Origin of the sequence: Nocardia carnea NBRC 14403, assembly GCF_000308515.1 — a bacterium.
GTDB classification, from domain to species: Bacteria; Actinomycetota; Actinomycetes; order Mycobacteriales; family Mycobacteriaceae; genus Nocardia; species Nocardia carnea.
On sequence record NZ_BAFV01000124.1, the window covers coordinates 49,204 to 66,456 of the forward strand.

17 protein-coding genes are annotated in these 17,253 nt (G+C 67.9%); 8 read left to right on the forward strand and 9 right to left on the reverse strand.

Annotated features, from left to right (window positions below; all coding sequences use genetic code 11):
• From ON22_RS32305 to ON22_RS32315, 3 genes are all read left to right on the forward strand, one after another.
• Positions 1–831 carry a mycofactocin-coupled SDR family oxidoreductase gene (locus ON22_RS32305; protein ID WP_033242747.1) on the forward strand — a complete coding sequence of 277 codons (831 nt, stop codon included), beginning with the start codon at positions 1–3 and terminating at the stop codon, positions 829–831.
• A gap of 12 nt (positions 832–843) precedes the next feature.
• Positions 844–1,596: an SDR family NAD(P)-dependent oxidoreductase gene (locus tag ON22_RS32310; protein WP_033243039.1), complete on the forward strand. Its 753-nt coding sequence runs from the start codon at positions 844–846 to the stop codon at positions 1,594–1,596.
• A gap of 100 nt (positions 1,597–1,696) precedes the next feature.
• Positions 1,697–2,461, forward strand: coding sequence for a crotonase/enoyl-CoA hydratase family protein (locus tag ON22_RS32315; protein WP_033242748.1), 765 nt, complete (start codon positions 1,697–1,699; stop codon positions 2,459–2,461).
• Between the two features lie 54 nt (positions 2,462–2,515).
• On the opposite strand, the gene ON22_RS32320 is transcribed toward ON22_RS32315, so the two are convergent.
• The 3 genes from ON22_RS32320 to ON22_RS32330 form a co-directional block, all read right to left on the reverse strand.
• On the reverse strand, positions 2,516–3,481 hold the full coding sequence (locus ON22_RS32320) for an ADP-ribosylglycohydrolase family protein (protein WP_231508285.1): 966 nt from the start codon (positions 3,479–3,481) through the stop codon (positions 2,516–2,518).
• Positions 3,482–3,899: 418 nt separating this feature from the next.
• Positions 3,900–4,607, reverse strand: a complete 708-nt coding sequence (locus ON22_RS32325) for an SDR family oxidoreductase (RefSeq protein ID WP_033242749.1) — start codon at positions 4,605–4,607, stop codon at positions 3,900–3,902.
• A 214-nt stretch (positions 4,608–4,821) separates the two neighbouring features.
• Complete coding sequence (locus ON22_RS32330) at positions 4,822–5,442, reverse strand: TetR/AcrR family transcriptional regulator (protein ID WP_051158364.1); 621 nt, start codon at positions 5,440–5,442, stop codon at positions 4,822–4,824.
• Between the two features lie 49 nt (positions 5,443–5,491).
• On the opposite strand from ON22_RS32330, the gene ON22_RS32335 reads away from it, so the two are divergent.
• The 4 genes from ON22_RS32335 to ON22_RS32350 all read left to right on the forward strand — a co-directional run bounded on the left by ON22_RS32335 (position 5,492) and on the right by ON22_RS32350 (position 9,568).
• On the forward strand, positions 5,492–6,877 hold the full coding sequence (locus tag ON22_RS32335) for an oxygenase MpaB family protein (protein WP_051158365.1): 1,386 nt from the start codon (positions 5,492–5,494) through the stop codon (positions 6,875–6,877).
• Positions 6,874–7,170, forward strand: coding sequence for a 2Fe-2S iron-sulfur cluster-binding protein (locus tag ON22_RS36165; protein WP_157170455.1), 297 nt, complete (start codon positions 6,874–6,876; stop codon positions 7,168–7,170). Before ON22_RS32335 ends, ON22_RS36165 begins: the two co-directional genes overlap by 4 nt.
• A 228-nt stretch (positions 7,171–7,398) precedes the next feature.
• A complete protein-coding gene (locus tag ON22_RS32345) occupies positions 7,399–8,916 on the forward strand; it encodes a flavin-containing monooxygenase (protein ID WP_033242752.1) in 1,518 nt (505 codons plus the stop codon).
• 58 nt (positions 8,917–8,974) lie between these two features.
• Positions 8,975–9,568, forward strand: coding sequence for a TetR/AcrR family transcriptional regulator (locus ON22_RS32350; protein WP_033242753.1), 594 nt, complete (start codon positions 8,975–8,977; stop codon positions 9,566–9,568).
• Positions 9,569–10,090: 522 nt separating this feature from the next.
• Here ON22_RS32350 and ON22_RS32355 read toward each other — a convergent pair.
• Together ON22_RS32355 and ON22_RS32360 are read right to left on the reverse strand one after the other, a co-directional pair.
• Entirely contained in the window at positions 10,091–10,852 is a 762-nt protein-coding gene (locus ON22_RS32355) for a hypothetical protein (protein WP_033242754.1), read from the reverse strand.
• Positions 10,853–11,105: 253 nt separating this feature from the next.
• Positions 11,106–12,293, reverse strand: a complete 1,188-nt coding sequence (locus ON22_RS32360) for an oxygenase MpaB family protein (RefSeq protein ID WP_033242755.1) — start codon at positions 12,291–12,293, stop codon at positions 11,106–11,108.
• 340 nt (positions 12,294–12,633) lie between these two features.
• On the opposite strand from ON22_RS32360, the gene ON22_RS32365 reads away from it, so the two are divergent.
• Complete coding sequence (locus ON22_RS32365; protein WP_051158366.1) at positions 12,634–13,278, forward strand: TetR/AcrR family transcriptional regulator; 645 nt, start codon at positions 12,634–12,636, stop codon at positions 13,276–13,278.
• A gap of 32 nt (positions 13,279–13,310) precedes the next feature.
• Here the strand turns inward: ON22_RS32365 and ON22_RS32370 are convergent, their stop codons facing one another.
• The 4 genes from ON22_RS32370 to tatB form a co-directional block, all read right to left on the reverse strand.
• Positions 13,311–14,309: an FAS1-like dehydratase domain-containing protein gene (locus ON22_RS32370; protein WP_033242756.1), complete on the reverse strand. Its 999-nt coding sequence runs from the start codon at positions 14,307–14,309 to the stop codon at positions 13,311–13,313.
• 43 nt (positions 14,310–14,352) lie between these two features.
• Entirely contained in the window at positions 14,353–15,564 is a 1,212-nt protein-coding gene (locus ON22_RS35085) for a PucR family transcriptional regulator (protein WP_051158367.1), read from the reverse strand.
• Positions 15,565–15,702: 138 nt separating this feature from the next.
• Positions 15,703–16,497, reverse strand: coding sequence for a PucR family transcriptional regulator (locus ON22_RS32380; protein ID WP_051158368.1), 795 nt, complete (start codon positions 16,495–16,497; stop codon positions 15,703–15,705).
• A gap of 53 nt (positions 16,498–16,550) precedes the next feature.
• A complete protein-coding gene (tatB, locus tag ON22_RS36170) occupies positions 16,551–17,015 on the reverse strand; it encodes a Sec-independent protein translocase protein TatB (RefSeq protein WP_081595995.1) in 465 nt (154 codons plus the stop codon).
• Between the last annotated feature and the right edge of the window lie 238 nt (positions 17,016–17,253).

Genomic DNA, 17,253 nt, shown 5'->3' on the forward strand with positions numbered 1-17,253 from the left:
ATGGGACGAGTTTCCGGCAAGGTCGCGTTCATCACGGGCGCGGCGCGCGGACAGGGACGTTCGCATGCGGTGCGGCTCGCGCAGGAAGGCGCCGATATCGTCGCGGTCGACGCGTGCGCGGACGTAGCGTCGCTCGAGTATCCGATGGCCACCGTCGAGGATCTGCGCGAAACCGAGAAACTGGTGCGCGATCTCGGCCGCCGGGTGCTGGCCCGGCAGGTCGATGTGCGGGATCAGGCCGGTCTCGATCAGGTGGCCGGCGAGGCGGTCGAGAGCCTGGGCGCTATCGATATCGTGAGCGCCAATGCCGGTGTGGTCGGTTGCCGCCCGACCTTCGACCTCACCGACACCGAGTGGCAGGATATGGTCGACATCAATATGACCGGTGTCTGGCGCACCGTGAAAGCCGCTGTACCGCATATGATCACGGCCGGACGCGGTGGTTCGGTGATTTTGACCAGTTCGGTGGTCACCCTCGTCGGCGCCGCGAACGTCGCGCACTACAACGCCTCCAAGAGCGGTGTCGTCGGACTGATGCAGACGCTGTCCGCCGAGCTGGGCCGCCACGGTATCCGGGTCAACGCGGTCCACCCGGGCAATGTGGCGACCGACATGCTGTTCAGTAAGTCCACCCTGCGTGTGTTCTGCCCGGATCTGGAGAACCCGACCCCCGAGGACCTGCGTGAACGCGCCCGCGGTTCGGATGTGCTGGGGCAGGGCTGGGTCGAAGCCGAGGACATCAGCAACGCCGTGCTGTATCTGGCATCCGACGAAGCGCGGTTCGTGACCGGCGTATCCCTTCCGGTCGATGCCGGCCGGCGGATCGGCTGAACGGAGATGACCATGGACTACGGAAAACGATTGACCGGCCGGCGGATCCTCATCACCGGGGGAGCAGGCGGTATCGGTGCCGCGGCCGCGCGGCGACTGTCCGCCGAAGGTGCCGCGGTGGCAATCCTCGACCTGGACACCGGCGCGGCCGAACGCCTGGCCGCCGAATTGGGGAGCGCCGCGGCAGTCGAATGCGATGTCACCCGGGAAGAGTCGGTCGGCGCCGCGGTGACCGCAGCGGCCCGGGATCTGGGCGGACTGGACGGCGTGCTCACCTGCGCGGGTATCGCCCGCTCCGGCCTACCGCACGAAATGTCCTTCGAGGACTGGAATTCGGTGATCGCGGTCAACCTCACCGGCACGTTTCTCACGATCCGTGCCGCGGTACCGCATCTGCTCGAGGCGGAGGCCGCGAGTGTGGTCACGATCGGCTCGGTGGCGTCGCTGGTCTCCGCGAATACCAACACCTGTAGCTACGACGCGTCGAAGAGCGGTGTACTCGGGCTGACCCGGTCGCTCGCCGTCGGCTACGCCGACCGCGGTATCCGGGCGAACTGCCTGTGCCCGGGTGTGGTGGACACGCCGCTCGCCCGCCGTGCCCGTGAGGTCGAGGGCGTGACGAGCAATGCGGTCGCGGCCACCCCACTGGGCCGCCGGGCCGAACCGGAGGAGATGGCGGCTGTGATCGCCTTCCTGCTATCCGCGGAGTCGTCCTATCTCACCGGTTCGGTCGTCACCGCCGACGGCGGGCTCACCGCACGATGACCCGGAACGGAACTACTCGATCGAAAAGGACGGATATGGGCCTGCTGGTCCGCGGCGGGCGCGGCCCGGCGACCACGAACCGATCCGGCAGGGAGCCGCAATGAGCGACGAAGTACTGGTCGATGCGCAGGACGGCATTCTCGTCGTCACACTCAACCGTCCGGCGGCGCGTAATGCGGTGAACCTCGCGGTATCCGAGGCGGTCGCCGCGGCGATGACCGAACTCGATACCAGCCCGGACCTCACCGTCGGCGTGCTCACCGGAGCCGGCGGCACATTCTGCGCCGGGATGGACCTGAAGGCCTTCCTGCGTGGCGAATCGCCGGTGATCCCGGGGCGGGGGTTCCTCGGCCTGGTGGAGGCGCCGCCGGAGAAACCGCTGATCGCCGCGGTCGAGGGTTACGCGCTGGCGGGCGGCTGCGAAGCCGTACTGGCCGCGGACCTGGTGGTGGCCTCGCGGACGGCGAAGTTCGGTATTCCCGAGGTCAAACGCGGGCTGGCGGCCGCGGCGGGCGGGCTGATGCGGCTGCCCCGCCGGATCCCGCCCGCTGTTGCGCTGGAGTTGGCGCTCACCGGTGATCTGTTCGACGCCGAACGCGCCTTCGCGCTGGGTCTGGTGAATCGTCTCGCCGACGAAGGACAGGCACTGGATGTGGCCCTCGATCTGGCCCGGTCCATCGCCGCCAACGGGCCGCTCGCCGTGCGCGCGTCCAAAAAGGTCATCCGCGAGAGCGCGGACTGGTCGCAGGAGGAGATGTTCGAGCGGCAACGCGCGATCACCGGTCCGGTATTCGCCTCCGCCGATGCGCAGGAAGGCGCTCGGGCCTTCGCGGAGAAGCGACCGCCGCGCTGGCGCGGGGAGTAGGCCCCCGAACCGGGATCGCCTCGGGGGCGAGGTCGAGGCAGCTTCGGGTCGACGCTAGCGGGTTCCGGTCAGCCAGCGGCCGAGCCGGCCGAACCGGGACTTCGAGCGCCCGTATGTGAGGCTCGCCGGGTCCAGCCACCGGGGCAGGGATTCGCGTGCGGAGAGCCAGGCCGCGGGCACGCCGGCAGGGGAGTCCTTGCCGGTGTAGGCGGCGACGATTCCGCCGACGATGGCGCTCGTGGTGTCGATATCGCCGTCGGCCTCGATACAGGTCGTGATCGCGGCGGGATAGTTGTCGAGATATGTTGCCGCGGCCCACATCGTGAACGGGACCGTGTTCTGCGCGGTGACCCGGGAACCGTTGCCCAGCTCCACCGCGGCCTGCTCGACAGAGGCGCCGAGCAGCGTGCGCGCACGGCCGATCGCCCGGGTCGTTTCCCCGTCGGCGAGGCGGTCCAGGACGGCGGTGAGGAACTCACCCGGCGCGGGTCGCACCCCGCTTGTCCGGGCCCGCCCGGCCTCGCCTGCGGCGAGCGCGACTGCGACCGCGCCGGCCACCCCCTCCGGATGCATATGGGTCACCCGTGCCGAATGGGTTGCTTCGGCAACGATCCGGTCCGGATCTCCGGCGTAGAACGCGCCCAGCGGGGCCACACGCATGGCGGCGCCGTTACCGCATGACCCCTGGCCCTCGTAAACAGACCCGGCCGCCTCCTGCCACGGCACCCCCTCGCGGATCCGGCGCAGGATGCCCACCGAGAAGAAACCGTAGTCGCGGGCCGGATCGCAGCGCCGGGCGAAGGCGGCGGCCAGGCGATCCGGATCGACGGCACCGCGGGTGCCCAGTTCGGCGACCACACTGCAGGCCATTTCGGTATCGTCGGTCCACCCCCACGGCCCCGCGGTGAGGTTTCCGGTCCGGAGATCGGATAGTGAACGGCGCATCACCGGGAATTGTTGTCCCAGCGCATCACCCACGGACAGGCCGTCCAGTGAATCGAGCATCAAGTCGACAGACATCGGGCCCGATCGTAGCCACGCCGGTTGCGTGGCGGCAATGGGCGCCCCGCTTATCCGGCCCCGGGGAACCTCTGCACGCTGCTGCGGCTCTATCCTCGCGCTCTGACACAGAGTGCGCGGTCGCGCCTCTCGGCCCACAGCCCCACCGGCGAGCGTGGGCCGACGGGGTGTGTGGTGGGTCCACCTCGAAGAACGCAATTCAGGGGCGGAAACCCAGGTGAACGCCGATACCGTCCCGTCCGGCGTCGATCTGAACAAGCGAAAGGCCTTGGGCGACAGTGTATATCGTGCAGTTCCGCGCGCCGACCGGCGACTCTTGCCGGCCCGCTGGTTTCGTCTCGACCGGGGGCTCGCACTGACCCGCTGTTCCGCGCTGACCGGCGATTTGGGCGGACCGACGATTTGGTTCGGATGCGGCTCAGGGCAGTGGTGCCGCGGCATATCGGACAGCCGGCTTACCGGGACCGACGACCAGTTCGGTGCCCGGTTCCCCGTCGCGGAGCAACTGCTCGACGGCGGCCGCCACCTCGTCCGCTGCCAGCATCGGGATCCCGGCCGCGCGGAAGTGTTCCCGTCCGCCCGCGGTGAGCGGAGTGTCCACCAGACCGGGGCATACCGCGCTCAGCCGGATGCCTTCGCGTGCAAGGGATCCGTGCAGGGCACGGACAAGACCGATGACCGCGTGTTTGGTCATGGTGTAGATCGGGTCCTGGGGGACGCCTCTGATCCCCGCGTACGAGGCGGTGACGACGATGGACCCGCCGCCTTGCCGGCGCATCACCGGCAGTGCTGCGCGTAGACCCCAGACGACGGCGTGCTGGTTTACGCCCACGACCGCGTGATATCGGTCCAGATCGAGGTCGGCCGGATCCTTGTCCACGGAATTCGTTCCGGCGTTGAGGACGAGCAGGTCGAGCCGTTCGCCGGCGGCGGCCACGGCGGCGCGGGAGACGGCCGGATCGGTGAGATCGCCGACGATTGCCTCGCCGCCGAGTTCCATGGCGATCTGCCGGACGAGCGGGTCACGGTCCACCAGCACACAGCGGACGCCGTCGGCTGCCAGCCGCCGGGCGGTGTGCTCGCCGATTCCGCCGGCCGCCCCGGTGATCACTGCGGTCTCTGCCATAGCCACTCCCTCGGCGCACACCCTGTTCCTCAGGTGAGAATACCCTTCCCGAAACTAAGAATGCAATTCTGGAAGCGAGGGAAGAGGGCGGAGATAGGAATTTCGCGAGCGTGGGTTCGCGTATTCGCACTGCATGTTCGGCGGCCGGACCGGCCGGTCGCGGGCCTGGGCGGGTGCGACGGTATTCGCGTACTGCTCGGCTTCGCCCGTGGATTCACGGTCCGCGGAAGTAGTTCAGGACCATCCGCGTGAGGTTGGTGAGGAAGGCGTCGCGCGGGATGTCGGGCCGGTCGAGGATGTAGCGAACCGTCAGATGCTCCACGGTGCGGACGAGCATCCAGGCGGCGGCCGCAATGTTCGTATCCTGCGGCGGCCGGTATCCGCGCAGTGTCAGCGCGGCGCGGGTGAGTTCGGCGATCTGGTCCTCGAAGTTCACCACGGTATGCCCGACACTGAGTCTGGGGGTCTGCTCGACCACGGCACGCAGTAGTTCCGGTTTGTCACCCAGGGCATCCAGCAGGGCCGAGACGGACTGCCGTAGCGCGATCTCGGGCGGTTCGGTCATGCACTGCAGCACCTGTGCGCGGACCCGGCCGGAGACCTCGCTGTTGTAGCGGTCGATCGCGGCGCCGATCACCGCGTCCTTGTTCGGGAAGTACTGGTACAGCGAGCCGGGGCTGATCCGGGCGGCGGCCGCTATCCGGTTCGTCGATGCTCCCTCGTAACCGTGCGCGATGAGTACGGCCTGGCCGGCGTCGATGATGCGCTCGACCATCTCCCGTGAACGCTGCTGCCGCGGTGTCCGGCGGAGGGTGGCGCGGGGTACGGGCGGCATATCAGAATGCGAATTGAACGCGAGTATTTATTCGTGTCAGCATCCGCTCATGCTGCCACAGGAGCCGATCACGAGCCCTCCGGGCCGGGAATCCGATCTCGTCGACACCGGCAAACGACACCGGTTCGACTACTACTTCCGTCCCGGTATGCCGTTGCGCCCGCCGCCGCCCCGGATCGCCCCGTCCGGGCTGTGGTTCGAATCCCGGAAACAGATGCTCTCGCCGTGGATCGATATCCGGCGGGTCCCGGTGCAGACGCCGCAGGCCCGGATGATGGCCGATCATCTCTGGCAGGGCGACGAACTGATGGACGGTGTGGTGGCTGCCTTCGCCCGGGTGGGCACCGCGGCGGGGCGGCGGATGCTCGACCAGGCGCTCGCGCACGGTATCGATACTGTCGGCGAGCCACCCGCCGAACTCGTCGCGCTGTTCGAACACCTCGACAATCCGCCCGGCTGGTTCGACCCGCAGCGCTGGGAACGGGGGCGCCGGCTGTGGCTCAACGCCTCGATGTCGGGGAAGACCGCCATGCTGATCCAGGACTTCATGGGCACCTTCGTGGGCGCCGAGGTCGCGTCGGCGACCGGTGCGACAGGTCGTTATGTCAACGACCCCTACCGGCGGAACCTGGAGACCGCGAACTGGTTTCGCAGTATGACGGTGGCCGGCGCGCTGGATCGCCGGTCGCGGACGTTCCAGGACACGGTGCGGGTGCGCCTGATGCACGCACAGGTGCGGGCGGGGTTGAAGAAGGCGTGGGGGCCAGACCATTTCGCGCGGCATGGCAACCCGATCTCCAATTCGACGATGATGGGCGCCGCCGTGACCTTCGGGCTGACACCGCTGTGCTTCGACCATGTGCACGGCCGGCGCGCCGATGCGGAACAACTCGACGATGTCATGCACTACTGGGCGGGTATCGCCCATGTGTTCGGTGTCGCCCCGGAACTGATCCCGGCAACAGCCGTGGAAGGGATGCGACTGGTCGACTATATGGTCGCCACCGCGGGAACGGCGCCTGCCTGGACTGCCCGGATGGCCGGTGCGGCGACCAGGGGCTTCGCCGGAGACGGAGCCGTGGCGCGGGCAAAGGTATCCGCCGCCGCGCCGGTTGCGGGAATGATGGCCTACTACAGCAGCGACGTGCTGGTCCGGGAACTGCTGGCGGAAACCCCGCTGCGGAATGTGCCGTTACAACCGTGGAAGGCGGCGACCGGTCTGGTCTCGACCGTGGAGGTCCGGGCGCGGGCGCTGGGCGATACGTTGCCGGGCGCGCAGCGCCGGCTCGCTCGTCGAGCACGCCGGGACGATCCGATGTGGCGGTGGCAGTCGCGGATCGCACGGGCCGCCGCGGTGCGGGCCGGGATCCGCGATACGCCCTACGATCACCACGACGGATCCGCGGACGGGCAGCTACGCAGTATCCGGCGGTGAAGTGGAAGCGACGGCGCGGCCGTCCCGAGCCGCCGCGGGTAGTGATCGTCGAATTACGCCGGTCCGGTGTCGAACTCGTGGTCCCGCCCACGTCGACCGTGCTCGAAGCGCTGGAGCGCAACGGGTTCGCCGTCGCCTCGATGTGCCGTGCCGGAGTGTGCGGGGCATGCGAGCATCGGCCGCTGGAGATCGAAACGACGTCCGTGGCACGCGAAAACCGGCCGGTACCCGAACCGGTACGGCTGTGCGTGACGACCGCCGGAACCGTCACACGGCTGGTACTCGACCTCTAGTAGTCCGCGGGCCGATATCGCGCCGCCGGTGAACCGGCCGGTGGGTGCGGTTGGAGAAAGTCACCAATCTGTCGACGGTCTGTTTCCGACGGCTGTACCGCTGAGTTAGGTTGGTGCGCGCGGGCCCGTATTCCCTCTCGGTTTCCGAATTCCGGTGCGACCGGAAATCTTTCCCCTGCAATCGCGGGCGAGTAAGCGGAGCCGTTTCCAGCGCCGACAGGAGCGGTAGTGAGCATCGAAGACCCGAACCATCCGGCCATCGCCGTCATCGGGAGTGGATTCAGTGGAATAGGTGTGGCGATAAGCCTCGTACGCGCCGGATTCACCGCGGTGACCGTGTACGAACGGGCCGGCGATATCGGGGGAGTCTGGCGTGACAACACGTATCCTGGCGCGGCCTGTGATGCACCGTCGCATCTGTACTCGTATTCGTTCGCGCCGAATCCCGCATGGTCGCGGCGCTTCGCGCCGCAGCCGGAAATATTGGACTATCTGCGCCGGTGTGCGGACGAATACGGAATCACCGAACATGTACGCACCCGCACCGAGATCGTGGCGGCGACATTCGACGAACACCGATATCGGTGGGAACTCACCTTGTCCTCGGGGGAGATCGCCTACGCCGATGTGCTGATTTCGGCGTGCGGACAGTTGAGCCGGCCATCGTATCCCCGGCTACCCGGTACGGCGGATTTCGCCGGGACGGCATTCCACTCCGCCTGCTGGGATCACGACTTCGATCCGGCGGGCCGCGATATCGCGGTGATCGGCAACGGCGCCAGCGCGATCCAGTTCGTTCCGCATCTGGTGGAGAAAGCGCACAGTGTTACCGTTTTCCAACGGCAACCGCATTGGATCAGCCCCAAACCCGACGGTGAATACGGCCCGCTGCGCCGCCGGGCGAACAAATGGCTACCACTACTGCAGAAAATTCCGCGGTTGGCGGTGTTCTGCTGGTTCGAAGGAATTCTCAATCCGATGCTGATCTCCCGGCGGGGCCGGCGCATCCTCGCCGCGCCGATCCGGCTGTGGTGCCGGTGGAATCTACGGCGGATCACCGACCCCGAGCTGCGCCGCACCCTGCTGCCCGGATACGAACTGGGCTGTAACCGCATTCTCACCTCGAACGATTACTACACGGCACTGGACCGGGAAACCACGCGAGTGGTGACCGATCCGATCGCGACGGTACGGCCGACCGGGATAACGACCGAGGACGGGCGGCAGTTCGATGTGGACGCCATCGTCTATGCGACGGGTTTCCGTTCGCACGATTTCGTGGCGCCGATGCGGGTGACAGGGCTGGCCGGAGAGAATCTGGATACCGTGTGGAAATCCGGTGCGCGCGCCTATCTGGGGCTCACCGTGCCCGGGTTCCCGAATTTCTTCCTCATGTACGGGCCGAATACGAATGTCGGCTCCGGGTCAATCGTCCATATGCTGGAGAGCCAGATGAAATACATTGTCGGAGCCGTCGAGGAAATCTCCCGGGTGCGGTATCTGGACGTTCGGCCGGACGTGCTCGAGCGCTTCGACAGCGAAACCCGGCAGCGGCTGGCCGGCACCGTATGGAATACCGGTGGCTGTCACAGCTGGTATGTGGCCGATACCGCGGCGGGTCCGGTGAATACGAACAACTGGCCGGGCTCGATGCTGGGATACCGGCGCAGGACCCGGCGCTTCGATGCAGACAACTACCGGACGGTCCCGCGGCCGGCCGAACCCGCGCATAACCGGCGAACCTGACAGCATGGACGCGGGGCGGGCACCGGCCGATACCGGCCCTGGGCCGAGGGCAGATTCGGTGCCGTACGAGACCGCCGACAGCGCGGTCGCGCGGCGGATCCTGGATGCCGTGGAGGGCCTGCTGGCCACCGGTGTTCCCTATACCGCGCTGTCCATGCGGCGTATCGCCGCAGCGGCGGGGCTCGCCCGGTCGACGGTGTATCGCTACTTCCCGCAGAAGAACTGTCTCCTCATCCGGCTGGTGGACGCGGATACCGAGGACGGGTTCGCGCCCGAGGAACGCTGGTGGGCGCAGTGGCGAGCAGATGACCTCGCCGGGCTGGCCGATGCGCTGGCAGCGCTGCTCGAATTCCGCCGCAGCCGTGGACATATCCTGGATGCGCTCGCAGAGGTGGCCGCCTACGACCGCCGCGTGGCGCGATATCACGCCACGCGGGCGTCGCGGCTGTCCGATCGGGTCGTCGACAGTTTGCGGGAAACCCGGCCGGTCCGTGTCGCGTCCTCGCCGCCGGCGGACCGGACCTCGGCCTTGATCATCGTCGCCATGATAGAGCGCACCGCCGAGCTCTATGCGGCGCTGGACCCGCCGGTCGACCCGCGAAGTATCGCGACCGCGTTGAGCAAGGCGGTAGTCGCGGTAGCGACGGGATAGACGGTTCAGGCGCGCGGGTCCGGGATCGGCCGCGTTCACGCGAATGCTGTGGGGTGTGAGTTCCATGGCCGCGAGCTCGGTGAGCATCAGGACTCCGGCCTGGGGCGAGCGGTACGCGCCGATCCCATCAGCGTCCGGTGTCCCGCGGCCGACGGGACGAACACAATGCGACGTGCCGGCCGTGCACCCGGCCGGTGCCTCGATTCCCTTACGGCACAGCTCGCACGCGAACCTGCGACCGTATGGCCCGGCCGGAAGTGTCGCTCGTACAAGCACATTCCTCATCCGAGCATTTTTGTCCTCGGGTACCGAGCTCGCCGGGACCCCATGAGGACCACAGGGCGCGACGAGTGTGCAATGCCGGCTACCCGGTGGTGCACGACTGCGAAACCCCTACTGCCGACTGATGTGCTCGGCAGTAGGGGTTTCCATGACCGGTCCCGGCCGGTCACGAGTCCGGGCGCGCAGTCGGGGTTCCAGCGCACCCGGCGGTATCGTGCCGGTGCCCGATCGCGGTCGGATCTATCCGAGGGGCTGTTCCTCGGTGGGCTCCGCGGGAGCAGGCGGTTCCTCCGCGGGGAGCTCCGTGGCAGGCGGCTCCTCCGTGGGCAGCTCCGCAGCAGGCGGTTCGTCCGTGGGGAGCTCCGCGGCGGGCGGTTCCCCGGTGGGTTCCTGCGGGGCGGGTGTTTCCTCGGTGGGCGGCTGTTCGGCCGGCGGCTCGTCTATCGGGTGGGTGGCACAGGCGAGGATCGCCTGGCCCTTGTCCCGGGCGACTGTCCGGGCTTCGTCCGCGCTGGGCAGCACCTGCACCGAAGCGTCCTCGAACATGCAGGCCACCCGCCCCAGCAGAGTCTCCAGCGGCGGAGCTTCGGGCATCAGAGCCGGCGGAGTGCCCTCGTCCTGGGCCGGCGGCGCGGGCTCGGGGGCCGGAGCGCTCGGTTCACTCGCGGGTGGTGTTGTCTCGTCGTCCGCGGGCGGTGCGGGCGTTTCTTCTACGGGGGGAGCGGGTTCGCCCTCCGCCGGCGGGGGTGTCTCCTCACTGTCGATCGGCGGCGCCGGTTCGGTGCTCGGCGTGTTCTCTTCCTCCGTGGGCGGCGCGGGTTCGGCCGGTGCCGTCGTTTCCTCGTTTCCGGTGCTCGGTGCGGGTTCGGCCGGCGCCTCGGTGGTCGGAGTGGGCGCGGGGGTGGTGGCCGGGCCCGGCTGCGCCGACGCCAGGGGCGAAACCAGGCCGGCGGCCGCCACCGCGACCGCGAACGTGGCGAGCCTGCGGGAGGTTATCGGCATCACAAATCCTTGCTGTTGGGTTACGGGAATTTCGAGCTCGATTACCGATCGGTCTCCGCAGTGTATGTCCGGAGTTATTCGATATGTCGATTCCCGGCCTTTCGACATCCAACTCGCCGAACAGCCTGGGCGGCTGCACAATAGGGGGAACAATTGTTTTCGCCGAAACACGCTCCGGCCTGCGCCGGCTATTTCGGGTGGTGGTGTTCGTGTCGACGGAAATATGAAATTAGCGCTCGTTCTTTCGGCGAATTCACAATTGATGCGTGGCGGCGGGGCCGGTCAAGAGTTCGAGGAATCGTTGCTGCTGCCGGCGCCCCCGGGTGGCGGCACGAGCCCGCCCGCCGGGAGCGAACCGGGCCGCGGCACTGCGCAGCAGATTCACCGGTAAACGCAGAAGCGGATACCACGGCGGCATGAACGGCCACAGGCCCAGGCGGTGCACCGATCGCGGGCCGAGGAAGGCGGTGGCGAGGGACAGATGCTGGGCGCGCGCGAACTGGCCGCGCAGCCGGGCCATATTCGGATACGACCAGCCGAGCGGATCCCGGGCCAGGGGAATGGCGAGCCGGCGGCTGGTCTCGTCGGGGTTCATGATCGCGGTGAGGCAGTGGAACAGGATGCGGACACCGTCGCGGAAACCGGTGGGCAGCCATCGATCTTCGACACCGATCAGCCATCCGACATAACGGGTGAGGTGAGCGGCGGCGTCGAGGTCGGCGCGGCGGGGCAGCATACCCATGGCGATACCGCCGACGAACGGGGCCAGCAGCGCGCCGACCAGAGTGGCGGCCATATCGGTCTGGTTGATCGGCAGGCCCCAGTCCTCGGTGCGCCAATCGGGCCGGTCCAGCAGATGTCTGCGGACCAGGGAATGGATGAGCCGGACACGCAGCGTCGACCGGTACCCGGGCCCGAAACGTGCCATTGCGTCCTGGCCGGATACATCCATGGCCCAGCGCAGGGTTTCGGCGAACCGGGCGGCCGGGCCCTTCTCCAGTGCTCCGGTGCGCAACAGGGTCCGGTTGAAGCCGGAGGCCAGATAGCCGCCGAGGAACGAGACATCGCGGGCGAGGTAGAGGCCGTCCGCGCCACCCATGCGATAGACCTGCGCACCGCGTCGCAGGAGTTCCGGGTCCACCCATTCCGGCGGTGTTTCCACACTCCGGAAGAAGGCGACCAGCGGTTCGGGTGCGTCCGGAACGGAATCGATTCCGGTGGTGAGTGCCCGTTCGAAGAGCGGACGGGTAGTGGCGGTGCCGGCCTCGCACATCCAGGCGACGAGCTCGTCCATGGCGGGGTCGGCGACGAGCAGGGATTCGCCCAGGTCGCGCCACCGGGCGGTATCGGACCTGCGGATGCCGAGCGCCAGTGCGAACGGACGGAGCCCGGGCACCCCGCGGGGTGTATCGGGATGGCGGGTGGGAACGATCCGGGTCATGAATACGGTCCTCCGAACGGCCTGCGGTGCCCATATACCGAAGTGAAACGAACATACGAAGGTCGTTGCACGGTGTCAATGCGTTTGTCATATAACACCGGACCGTTTCGGTTCTCGGCCTGCGAGTAGGTGTAGCCGGTCCGGCCGTCGGTGCCGACACACGCGGTGTTTTCTCCCCGGCATCCATATGGTGACTCCGCTCGGCTTGTGGCAGAACACAAACCGAGAGGTGATACGTCCCGCGTTTCTCCGGGCACTTCGTATCGACTGCGCAACGGTGTACCCGGGAGCGGCGGATTGTATCGACTATTGGTATGCCTCGGTTGGTACATTGAAAATCATGGTGAGGCAGGGCGACGCGGTCGACGAGAAGATCATGGATGCTGCGCTGGTGCGGTTGCTGCAGGTAGGCATCCGGCGCGCGAGCCTCGACGATATCGCGCGCCGTTCGGGCCTCAACCGCGTGACCATCTACCGCCGGTTCGCCGGCAAGGACAATCTCATCGAAGCGGTCATCATGCGTGAGATCGAGCGGATGCTCGCCGAGGTGGGCCGGATCTCCGCCGAAGGTACCGATGTCGACGATCAGATCGCACGGACAGCGTTGTTCGTCCTACGGCAGGCCCGCACGCACCCGCTGCTGACCCAGCTCATCGAGGTCTCCCCGGAGGAAGCGATCGAGTTCTACACGGTGCGCGGTGAAGAGATGGTGAGTTCGGCGATCGGTTATATCGTGACGATGCTCGAGCACGGGCAGGCGGCGGGCACTATCGACGACTACGACCCGCGCCCGGTGGCCGAACTGCTGGCCCGGCTGGCACATTCGCTGCTGCTCACACCGCTGGGCGGTGTCGATTTCCGCGACGAGGAACAGGCCGCGGCCTTCGTCCGGATGGCGGTTGTACCGCTCGTCCGGCACGGCGCGACGGTCGGGGCGGGTGTGGCGCGGGAATCGCCCGCGGCCGACCGGTCGCGTACCCGCTGATCGGGCCGCGGTCCGGGACGGCTCAACGGTGTTCAGCGTGCCGGTGGGCGCAGGACCGCGTGCGCGTGGATGAAAAGTCTGCGGTCCAGGCATCGGCCGTCGAGTTCGACCACGCCCGCGCCGGTTCCGTCGACCGAGACCATCCGGCCGGCGATCTCCACCGGCTGGACCGCGCGGCCGCGCTGCCCGCCGAAGTGGGTGAATTCGGCGTCGTAGCGGGCGACCGCGGCGGGGTCGCCCAGACAGGACGAGAGATAGCCGGCGGTCAGCGCGAGACGCATCATCCCGGACGGTGGCCTGCCGTGCGCCTCCGGACCGGCCACCGTGCGGTAGTGATCGGGAGTGCCGAGCGCGTCGTAGGTGTCCATATCGGCGCTGTCGACCGGAAAGATGCGCCGCGGTAGCGGTAATCCCGGAGAAGTCGCCGCGGACCCGAGGGTTCGTCTGTTGCCGGTCCGGGCGCGGGCCCTGTCGACCACGCCGCCGAGGGGGTACGGCCGGGTCACCGGGTGCGCCGGAACAGCGGGCGCGCAGACGTACAGCGAGCTGGAACTCGATTGCACGATCTCGCCGTGGTGGTCGGTGAACACCAGTTGTGCTTCGACGCCGGCGTATTCGCCCGTGGTCCGGATCGCGCGGATCCGGATATCGGTGGTGACGATATCCCCGGCGACCAGTAGGCGCCGGATGTCCAGGGTCTGCCGGGTGTGCAGCAGCGCGGTGGGCCGGACACCCGGGGCGAGGACCCAGACGGCGTCGTATTGTGCCCGGACCATGACGAGTGCGGCGAAGGTGGGCGGTGCGACCAGCGCCGGGTAACCGTAGTCGCGCGCGACCGTATCGTGGTGATGGATCGGGTGATCGTTGTGGGTGAGCTCGGCGAACAGCCGAATACGTTCCGGCGTCACGGTATAGGGCCCGGTGCCGCGGATCGGGCATCGGCCGCTGAGCTGTGCCGCCGTGGATTCTCGGTTCGGTCCTGGGGAAGCGGTGATCCGCGTGGATTTCGGTACGCCGTTGACGATCTGCATCGTGTCTCCTCGGTGCGTCCGTGGGTGGCTGCCTGCGGCGTGCTCAGACTGCTTTCCCCACGGGTACCGGGCCGGCCGCGACGCCGGCTCGCGCGATCGGCTTCGGTGCCGCCGGGCCCGGGTATCCCTTGCCTTCGAATGCGCCGACCACCATAGCCGCCTGCAGTTTCGACAGTCCGGATACCGTCGCCGGGTCGTAACCGGTGACCTGGTGGATGCGGCGGAATCGGTAGTCCACCGTATTCGGGTGGACATGCAGCAGCCGGGCCGTGCTCTTACGGCTGCCGTCGCAGCGGATGTAGACGAGCAGCGCCTCGACCAGGTCGCGATGCCCGTCCAGCGACGAGGCGATCCGGGCGAGGCTCTCCCGGGCGGGGCCGGGCCTGGTGACCTGGTATTCGAGGGCGATCCGATCGAACCGGTACACGCCGTGGGGGTATCCGAGGCGTCGTACCACGTCCAGCATTTCGTGCGCCGTATCGACGGAATCCGGCACCCGGTCGGGCGGGCAGAACAGGACGGTGGCGGTGACCGGGGTGCGCAGGATGCCCTGAAACCGGGCGACGATCCGGGCCACCCGGCCATCGATATCGCCGTCCGCGGGGACGGACAGGGTGCCGCCGTGTTCGGTGATCAGCGACAGCACGCTGATCTCGGTATCGCCGGTCAGGCACGATTCGATGCGGTCGGCCCGTACGCGCCGGTTGGGCGCCTGTTCGGTGACCTCGAATTCGAGGGCGACGACGGCAGCCCGTTCGCCGGTGCCGGGCCCGGGACCGACACCGCGCAGCGGTACGACGTTTCTTCCGGTGGTGCGCGCGGCACCGTCATAGGCGGTGCTTGCGGTGCCGAGGATGAACTCGCACACCCGGCCCAGGCGCCGGCTGTATACCGCGAGCTGTCCGGCGGGCAGACCGCCGGCATGTAATTCCTGCACGGTCACCTCGAGGGCGCCGCGGACCGCGCCGGTGACCGCCGCGGCCGTTTCCCGCCGTGCGACCGCTGCCTCGACGGCACGGTGCAGGTCGGCGATGAGCGTCTCCGATTTCTCGCCCGCCCCTCGGTCGGGTTCGAGCAGATGCAGTAGCAGGGCGATCACGGTTGCGGGCAGTGGGTGAGTGGCGCCCGCCTCGTCGCGGTAGCGGTCGGCCCGGCGTGGGCTCCGGACCGGCGTGGTGCCGGTCCGTGGCGGTGGGGTGGTGCGCGTGGATCGGGCGAACGGTGTATTCACCAACTGCGTGGCGGCGGCATTCATGATCACATCTGCTCCGGTGTGCTTGGGCCGAATGGCCGGCGATTTTCTCCGCGGTACCGTTGATGTAACAATGTATCAGAGTACGGTGCATCGAGATACGTTTTGCCGCAAATTCGAATTACGGCTGATTTACCGTTCTCAGCCGCCGTTCCGGTATCTGTGTGCAATAAGCGCAGAGCGCAACAGCCAGCTGTCGTCCGGTCGCATCGGGTCCAGGCCGATGAGCTGGTGTGTGCGCTCGAGACGATGACGCACGGTATTGATATGCAAGCCGAGCCGCCGCGCGGTACGGCGCGGCTGGAAACCCGTATCCAGGTGATGCATCAGCGTGTCCAGCAGGTGTGCATGGGGTGCGAGCGGTTCGAGCAGCGCGCCGAGCCGGTCGAAGGCCGGGCCGGGCCGGGTGAGGTGATAGGGCAGTGCCAGATCGGCCCACCGGTACATACCCGGCCGGTAGTCCAGGCGTACCGCGACCTCGAGCAGTTCGTGGGACAGGGCTGCCGCCGCCGGGACCTGCTCGGATTCGGCGTACACAACGGTCGCCAGCAGCGCGGCGTCGGCGGCATCGGCGAGCTCGGTCAGCAGTTCCTCCGCGCAGCGCGCGTGCCGCCCGGCGCCCGGAATCAGGATCGTGTTCCGGCCGGGGGTGAGCAGGGCGGGCAGCGGATCGGGCCCGTCCAGTAGAAGCTCTGCGCGGATCCGCTCGATGATCTCGGCATCGGTGGGACTGCTGGGTGACCGGTGTACCGGAGGCGCCCACGGGGTCAACGCGATGACGTCGTATCGGTCGGTATAGGCATATCCGGTGATCCGTGCGGCGGCCGCCGCACGCGGTGGGAACAGCAGCGATCGTGCGAGTTCCTCGCTGGCGTCGTGCTGCCGGCGATGGCGGTCGTCGGTCCCGTGGCCGGTCTGGTGCGTCGGTTCGCTCATCCGGAGATCTCCGATCGGGTGATAGTGGCGACCCGGTCCCGCGCGACGGCGGGTCAGTGTGCCGGTTCGCCGGGCCGGGTGCGGTCGCCCGGATCGTCGCTGCCGGAATTCGGGTCGTTGTGGGGCGGACGCTTGGTCAGATCCACCGTGGCCGCGGCGGCCGGAAGGTTCATGAGGCCGAAGTTCCCGGAGTCGATCTTCTCGGCGTTCAGGCCGGTCAGGCTCGCCCGGACATCGTCGGGGATGAGCGGTTCGTCGCCGAGGAGATGCCGCGTGACCAGTGACTGCGGGTCGATACCGCGCAAGCGCCGGAGTTCGGACAGCGGGGCGCGGAGCTCGTCGAACTCCGGTCCCAGGTCCCGTTTCAGTTCCGCGGTGGCTCCCGTGGCGTAGTCACGGGCTTGCCGTAACGCCCGGGCGGTCCACCGCGCGGCTTCGGGAAGCCGCTCCGGGCCGAGTATTACCAGCGCCGCGACGAGGAGGACCAGCACCTCGCCCCATCCGATACTGCTGAACACACCGGGAGCGTATCGCTCCCGCAGACCGTGGAATACGAAGTAACGAAGGTCTGTTCACTGTCACAGTTGATAAGGCAGAGAAAGCGGTTGTCCGTACGGAAACGAGAAATCCAGTACAGGCGAAAGGAATTGGATGGTGGTCCAGTCGCACGGTCGAATAACGCTGGAGTTGCTCACAGAATCGCCCGGCGACGGTGGCCGCCGCGCCGATCCATGCCGTTAACTCGTGAGCGAGTTC

What these genes read in the sequence shown, in the direction of transcription:
- ON22_RS32305 (WP_033242747.1), top strand. Translation starts at nt 1, where the DNA reads ATGGGACGAGTTTCCGGCAAGGTCGCGTTCATCACGGGCGCGGCGCGC.
- ON22_RS32310 (WP_033243039.1), top strand. Translation starts at nt 844, where the DNA reads ATGGACTACGGAAAACGATTGACCGGCCGGCGGATCCTCATCACCGGG.
- ON22_RS32315 (WP_033242748.1), top strand. Translation starts at nt 1,697, where the DNA reads ATGAGCGACGAAGTACTGGTCGATGCGCAGGACGGCATTCTCGTCGTC.
- ON22_RS32320 (WP_231508285.1), bottom strand. Translation starts at nt 3,481, where the DNA reads ATGTCTGTCGACTTGATGCTCGATTCACTGGACGGCCTGTCCGTGGGT.
- ON22_RS32325 (WP_033242749.1), bottom strand. Translation starts at nt 4,607, where the DNA reads ATGGCAGAGACCGCAGTGATCACCGGGGCGGCCGGCGGAATCGGCGAG.
- ON22_RS32330 (WP_051158364.1), bottom strand. Translation starts at nt 5,442, where the DNA reads ATGCCGCCCGTACCCCGCGCCACCCTCCGCCGGACACCGCGGCAGCAG.
- ON22_RS32335 (WP_051158365.1), top strand. Translation starts at nt 5,492, where the DNA reads ATGCTGCCACAGGAGCCGATCACGAGCCCTCCGGGCCGGGAATCCGAT.
- ON22_RS32355 (WP_033242754.1), bottom strand. Translation starts at nt 10,852, where the DNA reads ATGCCGATAACCTCCCGCAGGCTCGCCACGTTCGCGGTCGCGGTGGCG.
- ON22_RS32360 (WP_033242755.1), bottom strand. Translation starts at nt 12,293, where the DNA reads ATGACCCGGATCGTTCCCACCCGCCATCCCGATACACCCCGCGGGGTG.
- ON22_RS32365 (WP_051158366.1), top strand. Translation starts at nt 12,634, where the DNA reads ATGGTGAGGCAGGGCGACGCGGTCGACGAGAAGATCATGGATGCTGCG.
- ON22_RS32370 (WP_033242756.1), bottom strand. Translation starts at nt 14,309, where the DNA reads ATGCAGATCGTCAACGGCGTACCGAAATCCACGCGGATCACCGCTTCC.
- ON22_RS35085 (WP_051158367.1), bottom strand. Translation starts at nt 15,564, where the DNA reads ATGAATGCCGCCGCCACGCAGTTGGTGAATACACCGTTCGCCCGATCC.
- ON22_RS32380 (WP_051158368.1), bottom strand. Translation starts at nt 16,497, where the DNA reads ATGAGCGAACCGACGCACCAGACCGGCCACGGGACCGACGACCGCCAT.